The sequence below is a fragment of the Stenotrophomonas sp. C9D9 genome, assembly GCF_056491205.1.
The window spans coordinates 1,711,285-1,734,598 of the sequence record NZ_JBSZIF010000004.1 but is presented as its reverse complement, the minus strand read 5'-3'; the positions used below and the strand labels follow the sequence as shown (position 1 = coordinate 1,734,598).

Annotated in this window: 22 protein-coding genes and 1 tRNA gene; 11 read left to right on the top strand and 12 right to left on the bottom strand. The window is 67.2% G+C overall.

The window, feature by feature from the left end; genetic code table 11:
* Nucleotides 1–4: 4 nt before the first annotated feature.
* Nucleotides 5–910: a ubiquinol oxidase subunit II gene (gene cyoA, locus ACXI0D_RS13285; protein WP_049444111.1), complete on the bottom strand. Its 906-nt coding sequence runs from the start codon at nucleotides 908–910 to the stop codon at nucleotides 5–7.
* A gap of 183 nt (nucleotides 911–1,093) precedes the next feature.
* Between cyoA and ACXI0D_RS13280 the strand changes: the two genes are divergently transcribed.
* Genes ACXI0D_RS13280 through ACXI0D_RS13265 form a run of 4 tightly spaced genes read left to right on the top strand, consistent with a single transcriptional unit; the run spans nucleotide 1,094 to nucleotide 4,966 of the window.
* The gene (locus ACXI0D_RS13280) at nucleotides 1,094–2,509 is read left to right on the top strand and encodes an aminotransferase-like domain-containing protein (RefSeq protein ID WP_479642675.1); all 1,416 of its coding nucleotides are present in this window, start codon (nucleotides 1,094–1,096) and stop codon (nucleotides 2,507–2,509) included.
* 55 nt (nucleotides 2,510–2,564) lie between these two features.
* A complete protein-coding gene (locus ACXI0D_RS13275; protein WP_479642674.1) occupies nucleotides 2,565–2,843 on the top strand; it encodes a hypothetical protein in 279 nt (92 codons plus the stop codon).
* Nucleotides 2,843–3,442, top strand: a complete 600-nt coding sequence (locus ACXI0D_RS13270) for a DUF6436 domain-containing protein (RefSeq protein ID WP_479642673.1) — start codon at nucleotides 2,843–2,845, stop codon at nucleotides 3,440–3,442. The genes ACXI0D_RS13275 and ACXI0D_RS13270 overlap by 1 nt, the downstream gene beginning before the upstream one ends.
* Before the next feature lie 9 nt (nucleotides 3,443–3,451).
* Nucleotides 3,452–4,966, top strand: a complete 1,515-nt coding sequence (locus ACXI0D_RS13265) for an aminotransferase-like domain-containing protein (RefSeq protein WP_479642672.1) — start codon at nucleotides 3,452–3,454, stop codon at nucleotides 4,964–4,966.
* Nucleotides 4,967–5,118: 152 nt separating this feature from the next.
* Here the strand turns inward: ACXI0D_RS13265 and ACXI0D_RS13260 are convergent, their stop codons facing one another.
* From ACXI0D_RS13260 to ACXI0D_RS13250, 3 genes are all read right to left on the bottom strand, one after another.
* Nucleotides 5,119–6,420, bottom strand: a complete 1,302-nt coding sequence (locus ACXI0D_RS13260) for an aminotransferase class V-fold PLP-dependent enzyme (RefSeq protein WP_479642671.1) — start codon at nucleotides 6,418–6,420, stop codon at nucleotides 5,119–5,121.
* On the bottom strand, nucleotides 6,420–8,822 hold the full coding sequence (locus ACXI0D_RS13255) for a TonB-dependent receptor plug domain-containing protein (protein WP_479642670.1): 2,403 nt from the start codon (nucleotides 8,820–8,822) through the stop codon (nucleotides 6,420–6,422). The genes ACXI0D_RS13260 and ACXI0D_RS13255 overlap by 1 nt, the downstream gene beginning before the upstream one ends.
* A 226-nt stretch (nucleotides 8,823–9,048) precedes the next feature.
* Nucleotides 9,049–9,435 carry a hypothetical protein gene (locus tag ACXI0D_RS13250; protein WP_049444120.1) on the bottom strand — a complete coding sequence of 129 codons (387 nt, stop codon included), beginning with the start codon at nucleotides 9,433–9,435 and terminating at the stop codon, nucleotides 9,049–9,051.
* Nucleotides 9,436–9,622: 187 nt separating this feature from the next.
* Between ACXI0D_RS13250 and ACXI0D_RS13245 the strand changes: the two genes are divergently transcribed.
* The 3 genes from ACXI0D_RS13245 to ACXI0D_RS13235 are packed head-to-tail and all read left to right on the top strand — an operon-like array spanning nucleotide 9,623 to nucleotide 12,269.
* Entirely contained in the window at nucleotides 9,623–10,450 is an 828-nt protein-coding gene (locus ACXI0D_RS13245; RefSeq protein ID WP_101766242.1) for an AraC family transcriptional regulator, read from the top strand.
* 13 nt (nucleotides 10,451–10,463) lie between these two features.
* Entirely contained in the window at nucleotides 10,464–11,543 is a 1,080-nt protein-coding gene (locus ACXI0D_RS13240) for an alpha/beta hydrolase family protein (protein ID WP_458220674.1), read from the top strand.
* A gap of 54 nt (nucleotides 11,544–11,597) precedes the next feature.
* Nucleotides 11,598–12,269, top strand: coding sequence for a VOC family protein (locus ACXI0D_RS13235; RefSeq protein WP_049444126.1), 672 nt, complete (start codon nucleotides 11,598–11,600; stop codon nucleotides 12,267–12,269).
* A gap of 25 nt (nucleotides 12,270–12,294) precedes the next feature.
* On the opposite strand, the gene ACXI0D_RS13230 is transcribed toward ACXI0D_RS13235, so the two are convergent.
* Together ACXI0D_RS13230 and ACXI0D_RS13225 are read right to left on the bottom strand one after the other, a co-directional pair.
* Complete coding sequence (locus ACXI0D_RS13230) at nucleotides 12,295–14,127, bottom strand: M3 family metallopeptidase (RefSeq protein ID WP_458220672.1); 1,833 nt, start codon at nucleotides 14,125–14,127, stop codon at nucleotides 12,295–12,297.
* An 88-nt stretch (nucleotides 14,128–14,215) separates the two neighbouring features.
* Complete coding sequence (locus ACXI0D_RS13225; protein ID WP_049444130.1) at nucleotides 14,216–14,728, bottom strand: hypothetical protein; 513 nt, start codon at nucleotides 14,726–14,728, stop codon at nucleotides 14,216–14,218.
* 82 nt (nucleotides 14,729–14,810) lie between these two features.
* Between ACXI0D_RS13225 and ACXI0D_RS13220 the strand changes: the two genes are divergently transcribed.
* Nucleotides 14,811–15,437, top strand: coding sequence for a YiiX/YebB-like N1pC/P60 family cysteine hydrolase (locus tag ACXI0D_RS13220; protein WP_049444131.1), 627 nt, complete (start codon nucleotides 14,811–14,813; stop codon nucleotides 15,435–15,437).
* A gap of 54 nt (nucleotides 15,438–15,491) precedes the next feature.
* On the opposite strand, the gene ACXI0D_RS13215 is transcribed toward ACXI0D_RS13220, so the two are convergent.
* The 3 genes from ACXI0D_RS13215 to ubiA form a co-directional block, all read right to left on the bottom strand.
* Nucleotides 15,492–15,650: a hypothetical protein gene (locus ACXI0D_RS13215; RefSeq protein ID WP_014038817.1), complete on the bottom strand. Its 159-nt coding sequence runs from the start codon at nucleotides 15,648–15,650 to the stop codon at nucleotides 15,492–15,494.
* A gap of 273 nt (nucleotides 15,651–15,923) precedes the next feature.
* Entirely contained in the window at nucleotides 15,924–17,348 is a 1,425-nt protein-coding gene (locus ACXI0D_RS13210) for a short-chain fatty acid transporter (RefSeq protein WP_080347488.1), read from the bottom strand.
* A gap of 188 nt (nucleotides 17,349–17,536) precedes the next feature.
* On the bottom strand, nucleotides 17,537–18,430 hold the full coding sequence (gene ubiA, locus ACXI0D_RS13205; RefSeq protein WP_479642669.1) for a 4-hydroxybenzoate octaprenyltransferase: 894 nt from the start codon (nucleotides 18,428–18,430) through the stop codon (nucleotides 17,537–17,539).
* 149 nt (nucleotides 18,431–18,579) lie between these two features.
* Between ubiA and ACXI0D_RS13200 the strand changes: the two genes are divergently transcribed.
* The 3 genes from ACXI0D_RS13200 to ACXI0D_RS13190 all read left to right on the top strand — a co-directional run bounded on the left by ACXI0D_RS13200 (nucleotide 18,580) and on the right by ACXI0D_RS13190 (nucleotide 21,816).
* Nucleotides 18,580–18,656 (top strand) — tRNA-Arg (locus tag ACXI0D_RS13200).
* Nucleotides 18,657–18,665: 9 nt separating this feature from the next.
* On the top strand, nucleotides 18,666–19,856 hold the full coding sequence (locus ACXI0D_RS13195; protein WP_233490812.1) for an AraC family transcriptional regulator: 1,191 nt from the start codon (nucleotides 18,666–18,668) through the stop codon (nucleotides 19,854–19,856).
* An 82-nt stretch (nucleotides 19,857–19,938) separates the two neighbouring features.
* On the top strand, nucleotides 19,939–21,816 hold the full coding sequence (locus ACXI0D_RS13190) for an aspartyl protease family protein (RefSeq protein ID WP_479642668.1): 1,878 nt from the start codon (nucleotides 19,939–19,941) through the stop codon (nucleotides 21,814–21,816).
* 91 nt (nucleotides 21,817–21,907) lie between these two features.
* Here ACXI0D_RS13190 and ACXI0D_RS13185 read toward each other — a convergent pair whose 3' ends face one another.
* The 3 genes from ACXI0D_RS13185 to ACXI0D_RS13175 all read right to left on the bottom strand — a co-directional run bounded on the left by ACXI0D_RS13185 (nucleotide 21,908) and on the right by ACXI0D_RS13175 (nucleotide 23,144).
* Nucleotides 21,908–22,093, bottom strand: a complete 186-nt coding sequence (locus ACXI0D_RS13185; RefSeq protein ID WP_479642667.1) for a hypothetical protein — start codon at nucleotides 22,091–22,093, stop codon at nucleotides 21,908–21,910.
* A gap of 261 nt (nucleotides 22,094–22,354) precedes the next feature.
* Nucleotides 22,355–22,789, bottom strand: a complete 435-nt coding sequence (locus ACXI0D_RS13180; RefSeq protein WP_101766247.1) for a hypothetical protein — start codon at nucleotides 22,787–22,789, stop codon at nucleotides 22,355–22,357.
* Between the two features lie 88 nt (nucleotides 22,790–22,877).
* On the bottom strand, nucleotides 22,878–23,144 hold the full coding sequence (locus ACXI0D_RS13175) for a hypothetical protein (RefSeq protein WP_101766248.1): 267 nt from the start codon (nucleotides 23,142–23,144) through the stop codon (nucleotides 22,878–22,880).
* Nucleotides 23,145–23,314 lie beyond the last annotated feature (170 nt).

The following is a 23,314-nucleotide window of genomic DNA, read 5'->3' as shown; positions in this document are numbered from 1 at the left end:
TTCGTTACTCCTGGGAAACCTGGGCACCGCCGGCAGCACCCGCCGGGGTAGCAGCAGCGGTGTTCTCACCGACGCCGATGAACTGGTCGATGACCTTCTTGAACAGCAGCGGTTCGACGCTGGAGAAGTGCTGCACCGGTGCGTTCTTCGACGGTGCGGCCAGCGCCTTGAACTGGTTGAAATCCAGCGCCTGTGGTGCGCTGCGCACCTCGGCCACCCAGCGCTCGAACTCTTCGTTGCTGCTGGCGGTGGCGATGAACTTCATGTTCGAGAAGCCATGCCCGCTGTAGTTGCCGGACATGCCACGGAACTGGCCGGGCTCGTTGGCGATCAGGTGCAGCTGCGTGCGCATGCCGGCCATCGCGTAGATCTGCCCACCCAGCTGCGGGATGAAGAAGGTATTCATCGTCGAGTTGGAGGTGATGTTGAACGCCAGCGGGCGGTTGGCCGGGAAGTTGAGCTGGTTGACCGTGGCGATGCCCAGGTCCGGGTATACGAACACCCACTTCCAGTCGGTGGCGATCACGTCCACGTGCAGCGGTTCACCGGCCACGTCCAGCGGCTTGTACGGGTCCAGCTCGTGGGTCGACTTCCACACGATCACCGCCAGACCGGCGATGATCAGCAGCGGCACGCCCCAGACCACGATCTCCACCTTGGTGGAGTGCGACCAGTCCGGCGTGTATTTCGCTTTGGTGTTGCCGGCACGGAAGCGCCAGGCGAACACGAAGGTCAGCACGATGGCCGGTATCACCACGATCAGCATCACGCCGATGCAGATCAGGATCAGGTCGCGCTGGGCGAGCCCGACCATGCCCTTCGAATCCAGCAGCACCCAGTCACAGCCCGACAGGCCGACGCAGGCCAGGGCGACCAGCGCCAGGCGGATGCGGTTCCAGCAGATATTCATTGGAGGTCAACCCTGTTGAAGAAGCGCGCTTGACCGGCTCGCCTGCGCGCAGCGCCCGGGCGTGGAGCGGCTACACTGTGGGTACGAGGTCGCCTACAAAAAAGCGAACCACTCCAATCAAGCCCATACAAGATACATAATTGTATGGACTTGTGCATCTGCACGTATGGAAAAAATTGACCGATGACGCCACCTGCCGCCGGCCGCCGCCTGAAGCACCCCAATCGCACCTGGGTTCGCCCGTTCCGCGAGGGCGCCGGCCCGCTGTACCTGCAGATTGCCCAGCAGGTGCGCGAGGCGGTGGACGATGGGGTGCTGCGCCCGGGCGACCGCCTGCCGCCGCAGCGCGACCTGGCCCAGCAGGTGGGCGTGGACCTGACCACGGTCACCCGCGCCTTCGCCGAGCTGCGCCAGGCCGGCCTCCTCGACGCGCAGGGCGCCGGCGGTACCTTCATCGCGCTGTCGGCCGGCAACCGCAGCACCTCGGTCGACCTGAGCATGAACATCCCGCCGCTGCTGGGCAGCGCGCCGTTCGCGCAGGGCATGGAGGCCGGTTTCCAGCACGTGGGCCAGCAGCTGGGCCAGGGCGAACTGATGAGCTACCACGTCGGTGCCGGCACCCGCGAGGACCGCGCCGCCGCTGTGCAGTGGCTGTCACCGATGCTGGGCACGGTCGGCGCCGACCAGGTGGTGATCTGCCCCGGCGCGCAGACCGCGCTGTGCGCGCTGATCCTGGCCCGCACCCAGCCGGGCGAGCTGATCGCCGCCGAGCAGCTGACCTACCCGGGCCTGCTGGCCGCCGCGCGCGTGCTGCAGCGGGGCGTGGTGCCGGTGGCGATGGACGCCGAAGGCATGCTGCCTGAAGCGCTGGAAGAGGCCTGCCAGCTCCGTCGCCCGCGCCTGCTGTACCTGGTGCCGACCATCCAGAACCCGACCACGGCGACGATGTCGGCACAGCGTCGGCAGGCGCTGCTGGCGGTCGCGAAGCGCCACGATCTGACCGTGATCGAAGACGATCCCTACTGGTTGCTGGCCGGAGACGCCGCGCCGCCGCTGGCCGCACACCGCGATGCGGGCTGCCCGGTCTATTACATCTCCACCCTGTCCAAGTGCCTGGCGCCGGGCCTGCGCACCGCCTACCTGGTGGTGCCGGCCGGCGAGCCGATGGAACCGGTGCTGGACGCGCTGCGCGCGATCGCGCTGATGCCGACCCAGTCGATGGTGGCGGTGGCCTCGCAGTGGATCCGCAGCGGCCAGGCCCAGGACATGGTGCAGCGCTTCCAGCAGGAGCTGCGCGAACGCCAGGCGATTGCCGCGCAGTACCTGCCGTCCCGTGCACAGGCGCATCCGGCCGGCCTGCACGTGTGGCTGCCACTGCCGCCGCGGCTGGACCAGTACCGGCTGATCCAGGCCGCGCAGGAGCAGGGCCTGGGCATCGCCAGCTCGGATGCCTTCAGCGTGGAAGAACCGCCGCCGGGCAACGCGATCCGCCTGTCACTGGGCGGCGCGGTCGACCAGGGTGCGCTGGCCGGGGCGCTGGCCAAGCTGAACGAGATCCTGTCCGAGGCCCCCGAGGCACGCCACAACGCCATCGTCTGAACCGGCTGCATGGCACTTCATCCATACAAGATGATATTTTGTATGCAATGTATGGATGAAGGGACGTGCCCCGATGCGCGCCGAGAAACTGAAGTTCCACCTGGTGATGGCCGGCTGTGGCGGCTTTGTGGTGCTGATGCTGGCGGCGCTGGCCTGGGTCTGCCTGCAGCCGCAGACTGTGGATGTGCAGGCCGCCGAACGCCACGCCATCGAGCAATGCATGCAGCGCAGCGAGGATCCGTCGCGTAGCGAGATCCAGCGTCGCGCGCAGGCCGACTCCTGCCGCGAGATGCGCAAGCAGTACGTGCACAAGTTCGGCCGGGAAGATTCCTGATGGGCGCAGCCGCGCCGCGTCGCCGCTGGCTGCTGCCGACGATGATCGCCCTCGCCTGCCTGTTCATGGCCGGCGTCGCGGCCGCGCTGTGGCAGTACTTCGGCTATAGCGCGCAATCCACGTTCACCGAACAGGCCATCGTCTTCGACGACTCGCAGCTGCGCCTGCCGGCCGATCTGGCCGGTGACACCGGCCGCATCCGCGTGGTGCATTTCTGGGACCCGGCCTGTGGCGTGTGCAACCGCGAAACCGGTGCGCACCTGAGCTACCTGATCAGCATGTACCGCCGCGCCGGCATCGACTTCTATGCGATCCGCCGCCCGGGTACACAGGGCGAGCTGCCCAAGCCGCTGCGCGACAAGGTGATCAACCTGCCCACCATCGAGGGCATCGAGCACATACCGGCCAGCCCTGCCGTGGCGATCTGGGACCGGCAAGGCCATCTCGCCTATGCCGGCCCGTACAGCATCGGCATGGTCTGCAACTCGGCCAACAGCTTCGTCGAACCACTGCTGGACAAACTGGTGCGCGGCGAAACCGTGCGCCCGAAAGGACTGCTTGCCGTGGGCTGTTACTGCCCCTGGCAGGCCAAGCGCTGAGGACGCGCAATGACATCACTGACGCTGGCCGGTGCGGCCGCTGCAAACAACAACGGCGGTCACCTGTCCGAACCGACCGATGGTTATGGACAGGCTCCCGCCGTTGGAAGCAACGATACGCCCCGACATGCTCCGTACATGCCGCGACCGGATGTCGCAGCCCGCGAATGGGTGCAGGACGTGCTCGCGCACAACGGGCCGATCTACCTGCGCATCGTCAATTCGCTGGAACGCACGGTGCGCCGCGGTGGTCTTGCACCGGGGCAACGCCTGCCCTCGCAGCGCGCGTTGGCGCAGCAGCTCGGCGTCGACCTGACCACGGTGACGCGGGCGTTTGATGAAGCACGCAAGCGCGGCCTGATCGAGGCGCGCGGTCCACAGGGCAGTTTCATCGCACCGCCCAAGGCTGGCTTCGACCAGGTGGTGGACCTGAGCATGAACGTGCCGCCGGTGCCCAATGCCGATGCGCTGGCCGAGACCCTGCGCCGCGGTGCCGCCGCCGTGCTTGCGCGCAGCAACGCGCCGAACCTGATGACCTACCACCTGGGCGGCGGCAACCCCACCGACCGCCACGCGGCAGCGCGCTGGCTGCAGCCGATGCTGGGCGCGGTGGACGATGCCTGCCTGCTGCTGACCGAAGGCGCCCAGGTGGCGTTGGCCGCGATCCTGCTCAGCCAGGGCCGCGATGGCGACGCGATCCTGTGCGACACGCTGGTCTACCCGGGGCTGCTGCAGGCCGCGGGGGCGCTTGGGCGGCGGCTGGTGCCGGTGGACGGCGACGAACACGGCATGTGCCCCGAGGCGCTGGTGCGGCAGGCGCGCGGGAGTGGCGCGCGATTGGTCTATCTCAACCCCACCTGCCAGAACCCGACCGCGCTGACGTTGTCGTTGCAGCGACGCGAAGCGCTGGCGCGTGTACTGGAGAGCGAAGGCCTGCTGGCGATCGAAGACGATCCGTACTGGCACCTCGCCGAAGAGACGCCGATACCGCTGGCAACGCTGGCACCGCGTCATGTGTTCCATGTGGCGACGCTGTCGAAGGTGATCAGCCCCGGCCTGCGCACCGCCTTCGTGCGCTGCCCGAGTGCCGCGCATGCCGAGGTGATGGCATCGGCCCTGCGCGCCACCCGGTTGATGGGGCATCCGCTGGTGGCGGCGCTGGCAAGCCAGCTGCTGCTGGATGGTTCGGCACAGTCACTGCTGGCGCAGGTGCGCACCGAGGCGCGCGAGCGCATGCGCATGGCGCGGTATCTGCTGGCGCCGTCGTTGCTGCTGCGTGCCGAGGGCCTGCATGCCTGGTGCCGGGTGCCGGCGCCGTGGACCGATGCCACGCTGGTGCGTACCGCACAGCTGCAGGGCCTGGCGATCGCACCGTCATCGGCGTTCTGCCCGCCGGGGGTAGTGCATCAGAACGGCGTGCGGTTGTCGTTGGGGCTGGCGGCGGACCGCCGGCAGCTGGAAAGTGCCCTGCGGCGGATTGATCGGTTGTTGTTGTCCGATGCGTTGCCGGCGATCGAGCGGTAGGTGGGGAACATCCACGCCATGCGTGGATGGAATGTGCCGACCAACGGTCGGCACCCACCCAATCGGTAGTGCCGGCCGCTGGCCGGCGGAAGATTCACCGGCACGGTTGGAATGTGCCGACCAACGGTCGGCACCCACCGTAACGGCGGAGGTCAGGCCAATGCCACGAGCGCCTGCACGAGGGCATCCATCTGCTCCGGCCGGGTGAACACCGACGGCGTCACCCGTACGCAGGCGCCGGAATCGAGGCCGTCGCGGTGGGTGGTGAACACGCGATGCTCATCCAGCAGGCGCTTCTGCAGCGCGATGTTGTCAGCCACGCTGGTGCGCCCGCGAAGGCGGAAGCTGGCCAATGCACTCGCCAACGCCGGGTCCGGTGAGGACAGCACTTCGATATGCGCCATCTGCCGCGCCGGCACGGTCCAGCGCTCACGCAGGTAGCGCAGGCGCGCCTGCTTGTTGGCCACGCCGATGCGCTGATGCAGGGCAATGGCGTCCGGCAGTGCCAGGTAGGCGGCGAAGTTGACCGTGCCGGTGTGTACGCGGCTGCCCACGCGGCCGTCGTCGGTCTCGCCCATGTACGGGTCGAGGTCCGCAACGCGGCCCCTACGCGCGTACATTGCGCCGACACCGACCGGCGCACCGATCCACTTGTGCAGGTTGATGCCGACGAAATCGGCCTTCAGCTGCGGCACCGCGTAGTCGATCTGGCCAAACCCATGGGCCGCATCAACGATCACATCGATGCCGCGCGCACGCGCACGCTCGGCGATCTCCGCCACCGGCAGCACCAGCCCATGGCGATGGCTGACCTGGGTCAGCAGCACCAGTTTCAGGCGCGGCAACCGCGCGAATGCGGCCTCGTAGGCCTGCAGGATCTGCGCGTGGTCGGGCACTGCCGGCAGCGCGATGCGCTCGACCTGCACGCCGCGACGCTGCTGCAGCCAGCGCATCGCGCCGATCATGCTGTCGTAGTCGATGTCGGCGTAGAGCACCTGGTCGCCGGGCTGCAGGCGGTTGTAGCCACCGATCAGCGCCAGCATCGCCTCGGTGGCGCCACGGGTCAGTGCGATCTCGTCGGCACCCACGCCCAGCAGCTCGGCCACCTGCCGCTGCACGGCCATGTACTGCGCCGGAAACTCGCGACGGCCATACCACGCGTTGCCACGGTTCACCTCGGCGGTGTGCCGCTGGTAGCTGGCCAGCGTCTCACGGCCCATCGCCCCCCAGTAGCCGTTCTCCAGATGGTTCACTTCATCGGTGATGTCGAAGTGGCTGGCCACGGCGGCCCAGTAGCCTTCATCGCGGGCCAGCACGTCCGGTGCCACGGTCGTTGCGGGAATCTGCATGGGCGCAGCGTAACCCGCGGCGGCCACGGCGGGCAGTGAAGACAGCGCGGCTGCAGCCGGCAGCAGTGCACCGGCGCGCAGCAGGGAGCGGCGGTTGTGGTCCATCAGAAGCTCAGCCGGTACTGCGCGTACAGGTTGGCACCGTCGGTGTCGTACGGCGCGTTGCGCGAGTAGACCAGGCCGCGACTGGCCTGGAAGGTGGCTTCGTCCGGATAGCGGTCGAACACGTTGTCCGCGCCGACGCGCAGGCTGTGGTGTTCGTTGATGCGATAGCCAACGGCCAGATCGAGGAAGCTCATCGCACCGAAGCGCTGGTAGATATCGCCCACCGCATTGCCACTGGAGTCGGTCCAGGCACCGTAGTAGCGCATGCGTGCCATCAGCGACCAGGCACCGATGTCCCAGCTGCCGGTGAGGCTGCCCTTGTGCTCGGGCAGGCGATCTTCGAACAGCACGCGCTGGGTTTCGTTGGTGGCCACCGAAGTGCTGCCGTTGTCCACGCGGGTGCGGTTGTAGTTGTAGGCCAGGGTCAGCGTCATGCGGCCGGCGCCGAGATCGCGCAGGTAGTTGCCGACCACGTCCACGCCGGTGGTGGTGGTATCGAAATCGTTGGTGAAGTAGTTCACCGAGGTATAGCCCAGCGGGTTGGGCGTGCCGGCCGGAATGGCGAAGCTGGCCGACTGGCTGAAGCGGTCGGTGAGCTTGATCTGGTACACATCCACCGAGCCGGACAGGCCCAGGTCGGTGCGCCAGGTCAGGCCCAGCGACGCGGTACGCGATTCTTCCGGCTTCAGTGGCCGGGCACCGAGCAGCTGCGCCAGCGGATCGTTCGGCGACAGGCGGCCACTGGTGAAGATCTGCAGCGTGCGCGTATCCAACCCCTGGGTGGTGCTGGTGGTGTTGAGCTGCGCCGGCGTCGGCGCGCGGAAGCCGGTGGACACGGTGCCGCGCAGGGCCACGTCCGGGGTGATCGCGAAGCGCGCCGAGAGCTTGCCGTCCAGCGTGCTGCCGAAGCTGGAGAAGTCCTCGTAACGGCTGGCCGCACCGATGCTCCAGCGCTCGCCCAGCGGCACTTCCATATCCACGTAGGCCGCCTTGCTGCGCTGGCTCCACTGCCCGGCCTGGCTGGCCGAGAAGCCCGGTGCACCGTTGGAGTTGGCCTCCAGGCCCGCGGCCGCGCCCGGGCCCACCGCGTACGAGGCCGGATCACCGGCACGCACCTGGTAGGTCTCCTGGCGGAACTCGCCACCGAAGGCGACGTTGATCGGCTTGGACAGCGCGCCCACCTCCCACTCGTAGTTGAAGTCGGCGTTGGCGTTCTTCTCGGTCTGGGTCAGGCGGCCAAGATCGAAGTCGGTCGGGCTGGCCGGGCCGAGCGAGGCATTGATCGAGTTCTTCAAGCTGTAGTCGATGGCGTTGCGGCCATACGACGCGCTGACATCCCAGCGCAGCTTCGGAGTGATCTCGCCACGCAGGCCACCGACCAGTTGCAGGTCGTTCTGGACGTTGCCGTACTGCGGGCTGAAGCCCACCGGATAGATCGAACGCAGGTTCCAGCCGGGGAAGATCGCCGTGGTGCGGTAGGCACCGGTGGTGGTGTCCGGGTTGCGCCAGTTGAAATCGCTGACGCCATCGCTGTGGCTGTACAGGCCGAGCGCATACAGCTCCAGCGTGTCGCTGGCATTGGCCTTCACATTGAAGCCGACGCGGCGGCTTTCCAGTTCCGGCTGGCCCCAGCGCTGTACCGGATTGGGCACATCCAGATCCGGATGCGCGGCCTGGAAGGCGATCGCATCCGGGCGCTGGCGGGTGCGCGAGGTGGCGTCGGAATTCGACGATTCGGCGAACAGTACCAGGCTGCCGTAGTCACCCAGCGACCAGCCGGTACGTGCGCTGAAATCACGCGACGCGCCATCGCCCTGTGCGTACTGCGAATAGCCGGCGGTGATCTCGGTGCCGGGGCCATCCTCGAGAATGATGTTGATGACGCCGGCGATGGCATCCGAGCCGTACTGCGCCGAGGCACCATCGCGCAGCACTTCGATGCGCTTGATCGCACTGGTCGGAATCTGTGCCAGATCGGCTGCCTGCGCCCCGCGGTTGCCGAGCAGCGCGCTGCGATGGAAGCGACGACCGTTGACCAGTACCAGGGTCTGGTCCGGCGACAGGCCACGCAGGGTGGCCGGGCGCACGAACACCTGGCCGTCCGCCATCGGCAGGCGCTGCACCACGAACGACGGCACCAGTTGCGCCAGCACGTCCTTCAGGTCGGTGGATTCCACCGACGTGATGTCTTCCTTGGTGAACACGTCCACCGGCGCCAGCGTTTCGAACTGGGTGCGGTTGGAGGCGCGGGTACCGGTGACCAGCATCGCATCGAGCTGGGTGGGCGCCGCTCGGCTGCCCGCCATGGCATCGACCGCATCGGCCTCCGCTGCAATCGCGCCTCCTGCGCTGGCCATGGAAAGGGCAAGGAGGATGGAACGCGAAAGCTTCGAACGATGCACGGCAGGGCTCCGGGAGGACGCGACAGGGCCAGCACCTGTTCGGAAACAACAGGGCTGGACAAGGCGCGCAGTCTCGGTGCGATCTGTGAAGGAGCCATGACGTCAGTGCGACAACTTGATGCGCCAACCAGGGTTGAGCGCTACCAGAGCCCATCCGTAGATCCACGCCGTGCGTGGATGGGCAACGCCGACCCACGCCCGGTCCCTCATGGCCACGCACACGGCGTCAGCCGTTGCTGTCGTCGTCGAAACCGAAGCGGGCCGGCCGTGCCGTTCGCAGCGGAACAAACATCGCGAGGGCGAACACCACCAGGAAGGGAGCGGACAGGAACCCGAAGTCTTTGCTGCCAAACCCGATGAAGCTGGCACGCAGGTCACCGATCCATTCCAACCGCGTCAGCACCATCACCAGCCCACCGATGGTCGGGCCGGGAAGCCCACCGTGACCGCCCATCAGCAACGTGGGTGACAGCAACCCGGCCAGGAACGCGAAGCCGGCGCGATAAAGCCAGGGATTGCCCTTCCAGCGCGACGCGCGCTTCACCATCAGCACCAGCAAGGCCAGTGTCAGCACCGCGGGCAGCACCAGGTAGACAAGTACCAGTTCCATCATGGGCCTGGCTCCGCTGGTCGGGCATCCCACGTCGTCGATCGCATCTCCCTGCCCTCCCTCACATCCATGAAGCGCACATTGTTGCCGGTACGCCGGCAGACGCAAGGCCCCGGCAGCGCAAGAACTGCTAAACGCCCTGCCTGAGGATCCGCTACTGTGCCCGGCATCGGAATCGGGGAACGGCAGGATGAGCGCGGCAGGCAAGGCGTTGTGGTACATCGAAACCCATGTGGACCAGCCATTGGCGCTGGCCGATATCGCCGCCGTAGCGGGGCTGTCGCCGTTCCATCTGTCACGCCTGTTCCAGGCCCGCACCGGCACCTCGGTGGTGCGCTATCTGCGGGGACGGCGCCTGACCGCTGCTGCGCAGCGGTTGGCCAACGGGGCCGGTGACATCCTGCAGGTCGCGCTGGGCGCGGGCTACACCACCCATGCGGCGTTCACCCGCGCCTTCAGCGAACAGTTCGGGCAGACGCCGGAGCGCGTACGCGAACAGGGCACCGATGGACTGGCGCTGGTACAGGCGATCCGCGTGGAGGATGCGCCGGCTGCCTGCGGTGAGGCGCCGCGACTGCTCGACACGCCCGCTTTCCAGGTGGCGGGCATCGGTATGCGGCATACCCGCGACAGTGGCGGTGCGATTCCCGGCCAATGGGCGCAGCTCAACCGCGAATGGCCGACGCCGGCACCGATCAGTTTCGGTGTGTGCTGCAACAGCGACGACGATGGCGGCTTTGATTACATCGCCGCACTGCCCGCCAGCACGCTGCCGACCGTGCCGGCGCACTGGCAACGAGTGGACGTGCCGGCGCGTCGCTATCTTGTGGCCTGGCACGGCGGACATATCTCGACCATCCGCTCGACCTGGTTCTGGCTGCTGGATCATTACCTGCCCAGCTCCGGCCTCAGCCTGGCCGATGCACCAGACCTGGAACGCTACGACACCCGCTTCGACGAGCACACCGGCAACGGCGGCGTGGAGATCTGGCTGCCGGTGGACGAACGCCCACGCTGACAAGGAGCTGAGGATGCGCATGAAAGCCACTGTGATGGGAATGATGCTGATGGCCTCCGCGGGGGGCGCCAGCGCTGGCGAGCCTTGGAAAGCAGGCGAACGCCACGGCACCACCACGGTGGCCAGCGCCGTGGTGCGCGATGCGCAACACCGCGACGCCCTGCGCTACACGGTCTGGTATCCGGCGCCCGCTGGCAGCAGGGAAACCGCCCTGACAATCGGTCCGCCCGATGCACCGCTGTTCGACGTCGGCCGCGCGGCACTGGATGCGCCGGTCGCGGGTGCACGCCTGCCAACGCTGCTGCTCTCCCACGGCAACGGCGGCAGCGCGCGCATGATGGGTTGGCTGGGTACGGCATTGGCACACGCCGGGTACCTGGTGATCGCGGTCGATCATCCCGGCAACAACGGCGTGGAGGAGATGACCCTGCCCGGTAGCATGCTGAGCTGGTTGCGTGCGGATGATCTGCGCGCCGCGCTGGCGGCGGTGCAGGCCGATCCCGTGCTCGGTCCACACGTCGATCGCGAACGGCTGGGTGTGGCCGGGTTCTCCGCCGGTGGCTACACCGCACTGCTCGCCGCCGGTGCACGCCCCGATCTGCAGCGGCTTCTGGCCTTCTGCCAAGCGCATCCGGATGACGGCGTCTGCCGGCCCCAGCGGGAAGCCGTCACGCACACGATGGAGGCTCGTATTGCCGCTGCAAGCTCGCCGGAACTGTCGCCATGGATCTCCCACGCCAATGAATCGCGCGCGATCCCCGGCGTGCGCGCGGTATTCCTGCTGGCGCCAGCAATCGTGCAGGCATTCGCGCCGGAACAGCTGTCCTCGCTGAGGCAGCCGGTGTCGATCGTACTGGGCGAGGCTGACACGGTTGCGCCACCACAGAGCAATGGCGAGGCCGCACAGGCACTGATTGCGGGCGCCGCGCTGCAGCGTCTGCCGGATGTCGGTCACTACGACTTCCTGGCGGGCTGTACAGCAGTTGGTTTGCAGAGGCTGCCCGAGCTCTGCAGCAGTTCAGTTCCGAAGGCGGGCACCCACGCGCAGGCAGTGGATGTCGCGGTGCGCTTCTTCGCCGAAGCACTGCGGTAGTGGCCGCCGGGCATGGCCCGGCGCTACAGTGGCTGCATCCAAGGAGGATTGGCCATGCGCCTGCTTCACCTCACCCTGCCGGTGTCCGACGTCACCACCGTCGCCGCGTATTTCCACGATGTGCTGCAGCAGCGCGTGGTCGGCAATCATGTGCACATCGGCTGGAGCACGATCGAACTGCAGCCTGCGGCTGGGCGTCCGGTCGGAGGCGTGCACCTGGCCTTCAACGTGCCGGACAACCGCTTCAGCGAGGCGATGGCCTGGCTGCTCGAGCGTACGCCACTACAGCGCAACCCGGCAGGACTGGATTACTTCGCGCTGGAAAGCAGCTGGCAATCGCAGTCGGTGTACTTCACCGGCCCGGACGGCCTGATCCTGGAACTGATCGGCCGCCGCCGCCTGCCAGCCAGTGCGCGCGAAGGCGTTTTCCATGGCAGCGAGCTGACCTGCCTGAGCGAAGTCGGCCTGCCCAGCCACGATGTCGATGCGGTGCGCGAACAGTCCTGTCAACGTTTCGGCCTGCAACCGATCAGCCCGGCTTCGCCGCAGTTCGCACCGATGGGCGACGACGAGGGTCTGCTGATCGTGGTTGCGGCGGATCGTCGCTGGTTCCCCGAGCAGAAGGACCTGCCGAATGCGCAGGGACTGTTGCTGCGTGTGGGTGACGTCGCCGGCACCGGCGAACTCCGCGACGATGCCTTGGGCTGGCGGGTTTTCTCGACCTGACCTGCCGTTCCAGACCTGATGCGCGCTACCGCGTGCGCACACCCTGCCCCGCTTCAACCTGCGCATGCAGCGCCTGCAGCTGCGCCGCCGTCTGGTTGAACACCTGCAGATCGGCATCGACCAATGCCGGCCAGTCGGGCGCGTGCCCCAACAGCTGCGTCACCTGCTCGGTCGGCGCGCGGTCGAAGCCTTCGCCCAGCACGGCAAGATAGCGCTCACGGAACCCTTCGGGGTCGCGCTGGTCCTGCACATAGAGCTGCACTGCCAGCAGCCCTGCATAGAGGTAGTTCACCAGATAGTTCGGATCTTCAAACATCAAGCGCTTGCCGATCCAGCTGTTGCGCAGTTGCGGATAGCGCTCCGGATCCTGACCGAAGCGCGCCAGCACCTGGCCGGTCAGCGCGTCCAGATCATCGGCGGTGCCCAAGGTGCCCGCGGCCACGCCCCGATAGATCGACTGCTCCAGCTGCGCTTCCTCGGACGAGGTGAACAGCTGCAGCACCATGTCGTCCAGCAGCGATTTCAGGTAGTAGGCCTTGGCGCGCGGGTCCTGTGCCTGCTGGTACAGCTGGTCGCGGAAGCGCAGCTCGTTGTAGATCGCGAACGCCTCAGTCAGCCACTGGCTGCCATTGCGCTGCAGCGGCGACGCATGGCCGCGCTGCATCCACTCACCGTGCATGGCATGACCAGCTTCGTGGGCGATTTCAACATCGCTTTCCAGATCCCCCCTGCGCACCCCGACGTACAGCATCGCCGGCGCGCCAGGAGCATTCACTGCGAACGCATCATGGCTGCGATTGCCTTGCTCGGTGGCCAGGTCCATGCGCTGGTTGACCGGATCGAGCAGCGCGCGCAGCTCGGCAACATACGTCGGGCCAAGGTGCTGCATGGCATCGGCGGCATTGTCGCGCAACTGCGCCAGCGTCAGCACCGGTGGCGTGTAACCGGTATCGGGCACGGTGGTATCCCAGATCTGCGGCGCGTCGATGCCGGAGCGCGCAGCGTGGTGCAGCAGCATGTCCTGGTAGGCGCGACGATCCCCTGCATGGCGTTCGATCGCCTGCAGCGTCGCATCCACCGCCGATGCATCCAGGCCCATCCGCTGGTAGCCCCGCGCCGGTGCGGAGCCATCGCCCTGCAGGCGCGCGGCGGCATCGTTCACCTGCACCAGGCCCAGCAGCACCGAGGCCATCGGCTCACGGCGCGAGTGCAGGCCCTGCCAGTAACCCTTCCAGCCCGCTTCCCGCAACGCGCGGTCCTGCTGCTGGGCCAGTGCCTGCTTGTCGTGCCCGGTGTCCCAGTGCCGACCATCACGCTCGATCTGCGGGTACTCGGCACTGCGCAGGATCTGCCCACGCAGCCGCGCGAAACTGTCCAGCGCCGGATCGGCCAGCGCCTCCACGGCCTCATCCAGCACGATATTGGCCGGGGCTGCAGCTTCCTTCAGCGCACGTGCGCGCAGGAAGGCATACGGTGCTGCCCACGCCGCATCCGCGGGCGCTTCGCGCAGCGCCGCGCGACCAGTGCGGGCGATGCGGCTGCACAGCCCCATCACCTGGTCCAGCGCCTGCGCCGGGCGAAGATCGCGCGCGTTGCGGGCGGCCTGCAGATGCAGATAGGTGTGATGGCGCAGGCACTGCGCCTGCAATGCCTCGGCCTGCTGGAAGCGTTGCGCAGGTGCAAGCGCGGAAGCCTGCTGCAAGGCCTCGACACGCTTGCCCAGTTCGTCACGCGCAGCCTGTTCGGCTGCCGCACTGGCGAAGTAGGCGCGATCGTCGGCCCGCAGCGACTGCGCCTGGGCGCCGGTGAAGGGCGCCATCGCCAGCACGACGGCCATGGTGGCGGTGATGGTACGCATCCTGCGAGCCTGCATCGGCGTCTCCCTGCCTGGATCAGGCTCCGAGCCTAGCAGGCGCTGCCCGGCCGCGCCTGTGCCGGAACAGGCGTCAGATCGACTCATCCTCACGCTTGACCAGCGTCCAGCAGGGCGACTGTGCGAAGGTGTAGGTCTGCTGGTCGCTGCTGTCCGGCGTGCGGATCTGAACCTGTCGTTGCCCATCGGCCAGCGTGCTGACCTGCATCTCACGGCCCTGCCCGGCCAACGCGGCGGGATCGGGCATCACCGGCCACTCGACATCGGCCAGCGCCAGTCGGCTTTCCACCTTGCGCGGTTCCGGCTCGGCCTCGGCATCGATGTAGCTGTCCAGCAGCGGATCGGCAGTGGCCTTTTCCTGCAGCGTGATCTCGTTGCCGAAGTGCTTCAGGAACGCATCGAACTGCGGATAGGGGCATTCACCGCTGGCAGGCACCGGTGCGTGCTGGACCGCTGCCGTCGTGGACGACGGCGCGGGATGTGCAGGTGCGGCTTCCGCGGGCGTCGCCTGGGGCTCGGGCGTGCAGGCAACCAGCGCCACGCCACAGGCAAGCACCAGCACGGCAGCGGAACGGTTTCGACGCATGGGCTCATCCTGAATCCGGTTCGGTCGCCCCATGCTACCGCGCGCCCTACAATTCCGGCATTCCGCCTGTCCGAGATACCCCATGCGTCGCCTCCTGCTCCTGATCGGCCTGCTGCTGCCCGCCCTGTGGCCAGCGGTGGCGATGGCCGTCGATGTCCACGAGGGCGATCTGCTGTTCGTCACCGCCGGCCGCAGCGGGCTCAGCGCCGCCATCGACGATGCCACCGGCAAGCAGGGCGCACCCAGCTTCGATCACGTGGCCCTGGTCGCCGCGGCGTCAAACGGCTGGGAGGTACTGCATGCGGACGAGAAGGGATCGCGCCGGCAATCGCTGGTCGAGTTCCGCCAGGATGCCCGGGCCAAGCAGCGGCAGATCGTGATCTATCGCCTGCGCGCACCGCAGCAGGCAACGATCAAGGATGCGGTCGCCACCGCGCGCACGATGCTCGGCAAACCGTACAACACGTCATACGTGTTGAACGAAGACAGCTACTACTGCTCGGACTTCATCGAACGCGCGTTCCGTGCGCACCACGTGTTCGCACTGCAGCCGATGAACTTCCGCAACCCGCAGACCGGGCAGATCGCACAGCACTGGGTCGATCTTTACCGCGGCATGGGCATGGAGGTGCCACAGGACCAGCCCGGGACCAATCCCAACGACATGTCGGCGGCGCCGGTCCTGCAGCGCATCGGCGTGCTGGAATAAGCGAAGCCCCGCACAGGGCGGGGCTTCGCCAGTCACTCCGCGTGCGCGGCGCGGTCATTCTTCTTCGTCGTGGCCGCCCTGCTGCTGGTTGCGCTCTTTGCGCTGCTGATCCTGCTGCTGTTGCTGCTGCTGGTCACGGCGTCCCTGCTGCTGGTCCTGCTGATTCTGCTGACCCGGTTGCTTCTGGTTCGGGTTCTGGTTCTGCTGTGCCATGTCCGTTCTCCGAAAGCCACGCGCGGAATGCGGTGGACGGGGCCATCGTCTGCAGCGATTGGTTAATCACGCGTGGGGGGCCGGCTACATTCGTGTGTACGCGCGTGAATGAACGCGCAAAGACCCTTGAGGCACAAGCGCCTGAAGGATTCATGCGGGATCGGCATGTGCTCATGCCGGCCTTGGCGCCATGCCCATTCATGGCGTGCTCCGCCGGAAACACGCGCTGAACGAGGCTGGCGTCCTGGTCGAGCACGGACGCCAGCCCTGCATTCAGGGCATCACCGGCGGCACATACGCCAGGGTCATGCCCAGCAGCCACAGCAGGCCCAGCACCAGCGGGATATGCACCAGCAGCTGGATGAAGGTGAACCCCACGATGTCGCGCGCCTTCAGGCCCAGCACGCCCAGCAGCGGCAGCATCCAGAACGGGTTGATCAGGTTCGGCAGCGCTTCGGCCGCGTTGTAGACCTGCACCGCCCAGCCCAGGTGCGCCTTCAGTTCGTTGGCGGCCTGCATCACGTACGGCGCCTCGATGATCCACTTGCCGCCACCGGACGGCACGAAGAAGCCCAGCACCGCCGAGTAGACGCCCATCACCAGCGCGAACGAATCGGTGCTGGCCACGTGCACGAACAGGCTCGACAGCCGGTGCGCCAGGGTCTGACCGTCACCGCCAGCGGCGTGGGTGAGGATCATCGCGATGCCGCCGTACAGCGGGAACTGGATCAGTACGCCGGTGGTGCTCGGCACCGCCTTGGCCACCGCGTTGAGGAAGCTGCGCGGGCGCCAGTGCAGCAGCAGGCCCAGCGAAATGAACAGGAAGTTGTAGGTATTGAGGTTGGCGATCGCCGTGATCACCGGCTTGTTGGCGAACTCGTTGAACAGCCAGCCGAACGCCAGCAGCGAGAGCAGCACGGTCAGCAACGGGCTGTATTCCAGCCATTCGCCCGGGCGCGTGCGTCGCTGCAGCGGCTCCGGCTCGGCCTGCGCAGCGCCGGGGAACTCCTCGGCGGTGCGGGCGCTGCCGGCGGCGGGTGCGGTCAACCAGGCAATCAGCAGCGAGGCCAGGATCAGTACCGAGGTCAGCGCGATCGACTGCCACAGGAAGATGGTTTCGGTGAACGGCAGCACGCCGGTGATCTCCACCAGCCCCGGCGGCATGCTGGCCGGGTTGGCCTGCAGTTGTGCGGCCGATGAGCTCAGCCCCATCGCCCACACCGCACCCAGACCGAGATACGCCGACGCACCGGCCGCGCGGTAGTCCATGCGCAGTTCGGTACGGCGGGCCAGCGCGCGCACCAGCAGACCGCCGAACACCAGCGAGAAACCCCAGCTGAGCAGCGAGGCGAGCATGCTGACCAGGCCCACGTACACCACCGCACCACGGCCAGTGCGCGGCACCCGGGCCAGGAAGTCGATGAAGCGCGCGACCACCGGCGCGGTGGCCACGGCGTAGCCACCGATGACCACGAAGGCCATCTGCATGGTGAAGGGAATCAGGCTCCAGAAGCCGTCACCGAAGGCGCTGGCGGTGGCCTGCGGGGTCGAGCCGAAGCCCATCGCGGCCAGCGCGACAATGACCACGCCCAGCACCGCGAACACATACGCGTCGGGGAACCACTTTTCCGCCCAGGCGGCCGAGCGCAATGCTGCACGCGCCATCCAGCCGTCCTGTACTGCTGCCGTCGAGGCCATCGCCTACCCTCCCAGGTTCGATGGACCGATTCTGGGCGGTGGGGTGCGGGCTGTCAGCCACCTATTGGTCGTAGGTGGCGGGGTCGGATCCCTCTCCACAGGAGAGGGCTCTGACCCCGAGCCGGGTATCGGCGCGGCAGAAGGGTCAGAGCCCTTTCCCGGCGGGAAAGGGATCCGACCCCGGGCGATCAACGCAGCGCCAGGTCCACTGCGATACCGGCAAACAGCGCGGCACCCACCCAGTTGTTGTGCAGGAACGCCTTGAAGCACGGGCCGCGTTCGCGGTGGCGGCAGATCCAGAACTCGTACACCACCAGCGCGGTGGCGACGGCCACGCCGGCCAGATAGTACCCGCCCAGCCCGCCACGCACGCCGACCAGCGCCATGGTGGCCAGGAACAGCGCGTACAACACGCCCTGGATGACCAGGTCGAGATCACCGAACAGGATCGCGGTGGAGTGCGAGCCCATCTTCAGGTCGTCTTCGCGGTCGACCATGGCATACCAGGTGTCGTAGGCGGTGGACCACAGGATGTTGCCGGCATACAGCAGCCAGCCCAGCATCGGCACCTCGCCCTGCACGGCGGCGAACGCCATCGGGATGCCCCAGCCGAACGACATGCCCAGGTAGACCTGCGGCAGATGGGTGTAGCGCTTCAGGTACGGATAGCTGGCGGCCAGGAACACGCCGATGAAACTGAGGCCGATGGTCAACCCGTTCAGGGTCAGCACCAGGCCGAACGCCACCAGCATCAGCACGGCAAACAGTGCCAGCGCGGCACGGCCGCTGATTGCGCCGGTGGCCAGCGGACGCGCCTTGGTGCGTTCCACATGCGGGTCGAGCCAGCGGTCGGCGTAGTCGTTGATGACGCAACCGGCCGAGCGGGTCAGCCACACGCCGGCGGTGAACACGAACAGCGTCCACAGCGGCGGCAGGCCGCCCGCGGCCAGCCACAATGCCCACCAGGTGGGCCACAGCAGCAGCAACGTGCCGATCGGGCGATCAGCGCGCATCAGACTCCAGCAATGCCGCCAACGCGGCGTCGCCGGCGACTGCGGCGAAGTGAGGGGGGTATCAGCCATGGCGATAGGATACTCCTGCCCCTCTGGCAGGGCTTTGCCCGTGGGGGGAGATTTGTTCGGCGAAACTGGATAGAATGCCGGTCCCGCACCGCTTCATGGCGCTGCGATGCCCGCCCCGGCACCGGCCGACGGCGCGGCGGTTCTACAACGCGCCCGTAGCTCAGCCGGATAGAGTAGTGGCTTCCGAAGCCATTGGTCGGGGGTTCGAATCCCTCCGGGCGCGCCATCTCCCCCTGTGTTGCCTGCATGCCGCCAGCCCGCGCTGGACGTTGCCGCGCGCTTCATCAACACTGCGCGCATGACGCCACCGGATCTGCTGCAGCTGGCGGCAGGCGCTGCGATTCTGGGCCTGGCCGCCTTGTCCACCGGAGTGAGCTTCGGCCGCGCTCGGCGTGGCAGTCATCTGCTCACCATCTTCTTCGCCTGTTTCGCCGCCGCCAATCTGTTCGGACTGGTGCTGTTGGGTGGCCAGGCCTGGCTCTCGGCCGACGCGGTGCGCTGGCTGCGGGTCATCGAAGTGCCGCTGGTCTATCTGCTCGGTCCGCTGCTGTATGGCCATGCGCGTGCGCTGCTGTTGCCCGCACCGGGCCACACTTCGTTGCTGCCGCTCGCGCATCTGCTGCCGGCCATGCTCGCGTTCGTCGTTTCCCTGTTGAACGCTGTTGCGCCTTTCGACGTCTCGCCGCTGGGCAAGGCGCTGTTCCAGCTCAGCTTCCATGGCTGGCTGCTGCAGGGCACGCCCTACCTGCTGGCCACGCTGTGGCTGTCGCTGCGTACGTCTTCGGCCCCGCGCGGAACCGCGATCCAACGCAGCGGACTGCGCGGGCTGGCGATCGTGATGACAGGCTGCTGGCTTGCCAGCGCGATGAACCGATGGCCGCCGCACGCCGCTCCGCTGCTGGCCAGCATCGGGCTCAGCCTGCTGACCACCGCCGGCATGTATCTGCTGGCCTGCCGCGTGGTGCGGCAGCAGCTGCGCGCGCCTGTGAATGCCGCCGCACCGGGCGTGGGGAATCTCATCCCCGCGCCCATCGAGGACGTCGCCGTCGCACGCTACGAGCGCTCGGGCATCGACGCCGCGCAGTGCGCGGCCATCGCCAGCGCGCTGACCGCATTGATGCGGGACGAACGCCTGCATGAAGCGCCCGGGCTGGACCTTCAGTCCCTCAGCCAGCGCAGCGGGTGGTCACCCAACCAGGTCTCGCAGGCGCTCAACCAGGGCCTCGGCCAGAGCTTTTCCGAGTTCGTGAACAGCTTCCGCGTCGCTGCCGCGAGGGCATGCCTGTCCGATCCGTCCGACCTCCGCAGCGTGCTGGACATCGGCCTGGCCGCCGGCTTCGGCAGCAAGTCGACCTTCAACAGCGCGTTCAAGCGCGCCACCGGGCAGACACCGAGCGAGTACCGCCGCCTCACCACGTCCGACTGAACGTCCAATCCTTCACGCCCGGTCGAACGGCGCCCGCCGCTGCGTTGCCATCAACGCTCGACCCGACGAAGAAGGTGATGCGATGCGATGGCAACGGATGATGTTCGGCCTGCTGTGGATGCTGGCGGTTCCCGTGCAGGCTGCGGTGGGGGATGCGGCGAGCGTGCTGGCCCGGGCCCGTGCAGCCAGTGGCGGCGAGCCGTGGCTGTCGGTACAGCGCCTGCAGGCGGAGGGCGAGCAGTCGGTGGGCGGCCTGCACGGGCGCTGGCAGCTCAACCAGGACCTGCGCGCCGGGCGCTATGCCGAACAGGCGCAACTGGGAGACTTCACCGTCGCCCAGGGGTTCGACGGCCAGCTGTCCTGGCGGCGCGACTATGGCGGCGAGGTCGGCCTGCTGGATGGCACCGTGCCACGTCGGACCGCGCGCACGCAGGCGTGGCTGGCCACCCGCGCCTACTGGTCCAGCGCCTATCCGGCCTCGCGCTTTGCGGGCCCTCGCACCGAGGCCCACGACGGGCAGCGCTATGACGTGCTGTCGACGACGCCGGAGGGCGCGGACCCGATCGAACTCTGGTTCGACACCCGCAGCGGCCTGCTCGGCCGGGTGGTCATCGCCTCCGCGCGCACCCCCACCGCCACCACGCTGGAAGACTACCGGGCGGTCGATGGCCTGCTGCTGCCCCATCGCCTCATCACCGATACGCTCGATGCCCAGGGCCGTGCTGATCCGCGACTGCGCAGCGACGTGCAGGTGCAGCGCTACCGGGTGGATTTCCCCGTGCCGGATGTACTGTATGCACCACCAGCGATGGCCGACGACAGCTACATCGAGGATGCCAGCGGCACCACCCGTGTCCCGTTCGACCTGATCAACAACCATGTCTACATCGAGGCCGAAGTGGACGGCCAGCCGGCGCGCTTCCTGGTGGACACCGGCGCCATCAACCTGCTGACACCGATCGCCGCCAAACGCCTGGGACTGACCACAGCGGGCCGCCTGAGCGTGCATGGTGCCGGCGACAACGCCAGCGACCTGGGCCTGGCACAGGCCCGCCACCTGCGCATCGGTGGCGCGCACCTTGCAAACCCGGTGTTCCACATCATCGACCTCGGCCAGCAGATCAACTCGATGGGCGTGCCACACGATGGCTTCATCGGCTACGAAACCTTCCTGCGCTTCGTCACCACCTTCGACTATGGCGCGCGTGTGCTCAGCTTCACCCGGCCAGGCCACTACCAGCCACCCGCCAACGCGGTGGTGCTGCCGTTCGAGCAGGATGACCGCGCACCGGTACTGAATGGCGAACTGGACGGCATCCCGCTGCGGTTGTGGCTGGACACCGGCTCACGCAACTCGCTGAGCCTGAGCAGCCCGTTCGTGCGTACCCATGGTCTGTTGGAGAAGTACCACGCCAGTGAGGAGGCGGTGCTTGGGTGGGGCCTCGGAGGCCCGGGCCGCGCGCGACCGGCCCGGCTCGGTGTGCTGCGCATGGGCAGCATCGAGGTCACCGGCCTGGTCGGTGACCTGTCCAGCACCGACAAGGGCGCGCTGGCCCTGGCCGACTATGGCGCGATTCTCGGTGGCGGCGTGCTGCGGCGCTTCTCCATGGGCATCGACTACGATGCCAAACGTCTCTATCTGGTGCCCAACGCTGAAAGCACGCAGGCCGATGCCTTCGACCGCAGCGGGCTGTGGTTGCAAGCCGAGCACGGTGCACTGCGTGTGGCCGATGTGGCGCCGACCAGCGCTGGTGCGCGCGCCGGGCTGCGAAGGGATGATCGCATCGTCATGATTTCAGGCGAGCCGATTGCCACGCGGAGACTGGCGGACTGGCGTGCGCTGCTGCGTGAGCGCCCGGTTGGGACGCGCGTGGGCATCCGTTATCTGCGCGATGGCCGGCAGGTGGATACCGAGCTGGTGCTGGCGGACCGGGTGAATGAGCGCTGGTCTGCCGATTGAGCTCGCGCTGCCCGCTGTGGCGTACCCGCTGCGCATGCGGCGGGTGCCACTGAACGAGTGGTGCCCGTGAATCTCGCACACGGCGGGAACGTCAGAGAATGAACGATGCCGAGCGACGCTCGCAACCGGCTGCATCCCGTACCACGATGGAGTACTCCGTGTCCGCGCTGGATTGGCCGGGCAGGAATACGCCATCACCATCGAACAAAACGCTCTGCTGTTCACCCTGCCCGATCGACAGCCCGATCGCTCCCGGTGTGATTTCCTCAAGGATCACGTTGTAAGGCCGCCAGGCATCCTCGCCTGTGCGCCTCATCTCTGCGCGAGCGGTCCTTGAGTTCAACCTGCGTCTTTCATCCACCCACAGCCGAAGTGGCTGATCAGCGTTGTGGGTGATCTGGGAAGCGCCCGTAGGTCAACCCGTCGACTCTCTCGGTGCCGACATAGGTGAAATGGGCCGGCGGACACTTCGTGGTGCGGTTCGGATGCGCCGCACAGGATGTCAGTGCAACCACGAGGCAAAAGGCAGTCAGTCGCTTCATGGGTTCGAGGCCTGATGTGGGTTGTTGTCGCGGCGGCATGCGGCGGTGAGGGCAACCAGCACTACGCCCCAGAGCGGCGTGAGCAGCACGACGTTCATCACCGTCAGCGAAACCGGTACCTGCCAGAGCAGCGATGACCTGAACCCGCTGAATCTATAGGCTTCCAGTGCAAGCACCACGACCTGGGCCAGAAGGCCCGCGAGCAGCCCCAAGCCAGCCCCCTTGGCAAGCCGCCTGATCGTCAGGCGGCCAGCGGCGGGAACCCGTGCGCCAAATCCCAGCAACAGAAGGCTGACGGCATACAGCCAGAAGAAAACCTGATGTGAGTCGAAGGCGTAAAGCGCCCTGCCCACAATGTGCAGGAACAGCCAGAGCGCTCCACACGACACCGCGTAGGCCAGCCCGTACCGAAGAATCTGCCTGGCTTTCATCTTGTATCTCTCCGAGAGCGTGCAGACCGATCGCGTTCTTTTGTGGAGGAGCGCGGGAGCTCATGCACCTTGCCTCCCGCTTGGCGCCCTACTCGCGCAATGCATCGCGCAGCGCTCGAGAGTACCTGCCTGCCTCCAGCATTTGCAGCTGGACCAGCGGAATCCGATATCTCCTGAACAGTGCAGCCAGTTCCCAGACCTCCTCCTCCAGAACCGCATCTGGATCCAGGGGTAGATAGATGACATCCCCTCTGCCGACCACATTCCCGATGCAGCCGATTCGACCAATCCACTCGAAGAAGAACCGTTCATCCTGTTGAGAAAAGAAAACTACCCTTTTCGCTTCAAGCTCCATGGTAAATCACCGTCCATTCAACCACGTCATTTGGATTACCCATCCCATTCCAGCCTTTGCACTGATTACTCTGGACCGGCGACAACGAACAGAGCTGTCAGCGCGCTGCAGAACATCCTGCGAAGACACTGCTGGGCTTCTCCTTCAAGCTCACAGCGATCACACGGTGC

What these genes read in the sequence shown, in the direction of transcription:
- ACXI0D_RS13190 (WP_479642668.1), top strand. Translation starts at nt 19,939, where the DNA reads ATGCGATGGCAACGGATGATGTTCGGCCTGCTGTGGATGCTGGCGGTT.
- ACXI0D_RS13275 (WP_479642674.1), top strand. Translation starts at nt 2,565, where the DNA reads ATGAAGGGACGTGCCCCGATGCGCGCCGAGAAACTGAAGTTCCACCTG.
- ACXI0D_RS13240 (WP_458220674.1), top strand. Translation starts at nt 10,464, where the DNA reads ATGCGCATGAAAGCCACTGTGATGGGAATGATGCTGATGGCCTCCGCG.
- ACXI0D_RS13175 (WP_101766248.1), bottom strand. Translation starts at nt 23,144, where the DNA reads ATGGAGCTTGAAGCGAAAAGGGTAGTTTTCTTTTCTCAACAGGATGAA.
- ACXI0D_RS13230 (WP_458220672.1), bottom strand. Translation starts at nt 14,127, where the DNA reads ATGCGTACCATCACCGCCACCATGGCCGTCGTGCTGGCGATGGCGCCC.
- cyoA (WP_049444111.1), bottom strand. Translation starts at nt 910, where the DNA reads ATGAATATCTGCTGGAACCGCATCCGCCTGGCGCTGGTCGCCCTGGCC.
- ACXI0D_RS13250 (WP_049444120.1), bottom strand. Translation starts at nt 9,435, where the DNA reads ATGATGGAACTGGTACTTGTCTACCTGGTGCTGCCCGCGGTGCTGACA.
- ACXI0D_RS13270 (WP_479642673.1), top strand. Translation starts at nt 2,843, where the DNA reads ATGGGCGCAGCCGCGCCGCGTCGCCGCTGGCTGCTGCCGACGATGATC.
- ACXI0D_RS13225 (WP_049444130.1), bottom strand. Translation starts at nt 14,728, where the DNA reads ATGCGTCGAAACCGTTCCGCTGCCGTGCTGGTGCTTGCCTGTGGCGTG.
- ACXI0D_RS13220 (WP_049444131.1), top strand. Translation starts at nt 14,811, where the DNA reads ATGCGTCGCCTCCTGCTCCTGATCGGCCTGCTGCTGCCCGCCCTGTGG.
- ACXI0D_RS13210 (WP_080347488.1), bottom strand. Translation starts at nt 17,348, where the DNA reads ATGGCCTCGACGGCAGCAGTACAGGACGGCTGGATGGCGCGTGCAGCA.
- ACXI0D_RS13180 (WP_101766247.1), bottom strand. Translation starts at nt 22,789, where the DNA reads ATGAAAGCCAGGCAGATTCTTCGGTACGGGCTGGCCTACGCGGTGTCG.
- ubiA (WP_479642669.1), bottom strand. Translation starts at nt 18,430, where the DNA reads ATGGCTGATACCCCCCTCACTTCGCCGCAGTCGCCGGCGACGCCGCGT.
- ACXI0D_RS13260 (WP_479642671.1), bottom strand. Translation starts at nt 6,420, where the DNA reads ATGGACCACAACCGCCGCTCCCTGCTGCGCGCCGGTGCACTGCTGCCG.
- ACXI0D_RS13215 (WP_014038817.1), bottom strand. Translation starts at nt 15,650, where the DNA reads ATGGCACAGCAGAACCAGAACCCGAACCAGAAGCAACCGGGTCAGCAG.
- ACXI0D_RS13280 (WP_479642675.1), top strand. Translation starts at nt 1,094, where the DNA reads ATGACGCCACCTGCCGCCGGCCGCCGCCTGAAGCACCCCAATCGCACC.
- ACXI0D_RS13235 (WP_049444126.1), top strand. Translation starts at nt 11,598, where the DNA reads ATGCGCCTGCTTCACCTCACCCTGCCGGTGTCCGACGTCACCACCGTC.
- ACXI0D_RS13265 (WP_479642672.1), top strand. Translation starts at nt 3,452, where the DNA reads ATGACATCACTGACGCTGGCCGGTGCGGCCGCTGCAAACAACAACGGC.
- ACXI0D_RS13245 (WP_101766242.1), top strand. Translation starts at nt 9,623, where the DNA reads ATGAGCGCGGCAGGCAAGGCGTTGTGGTACATCGAAACCCATGTGGAC.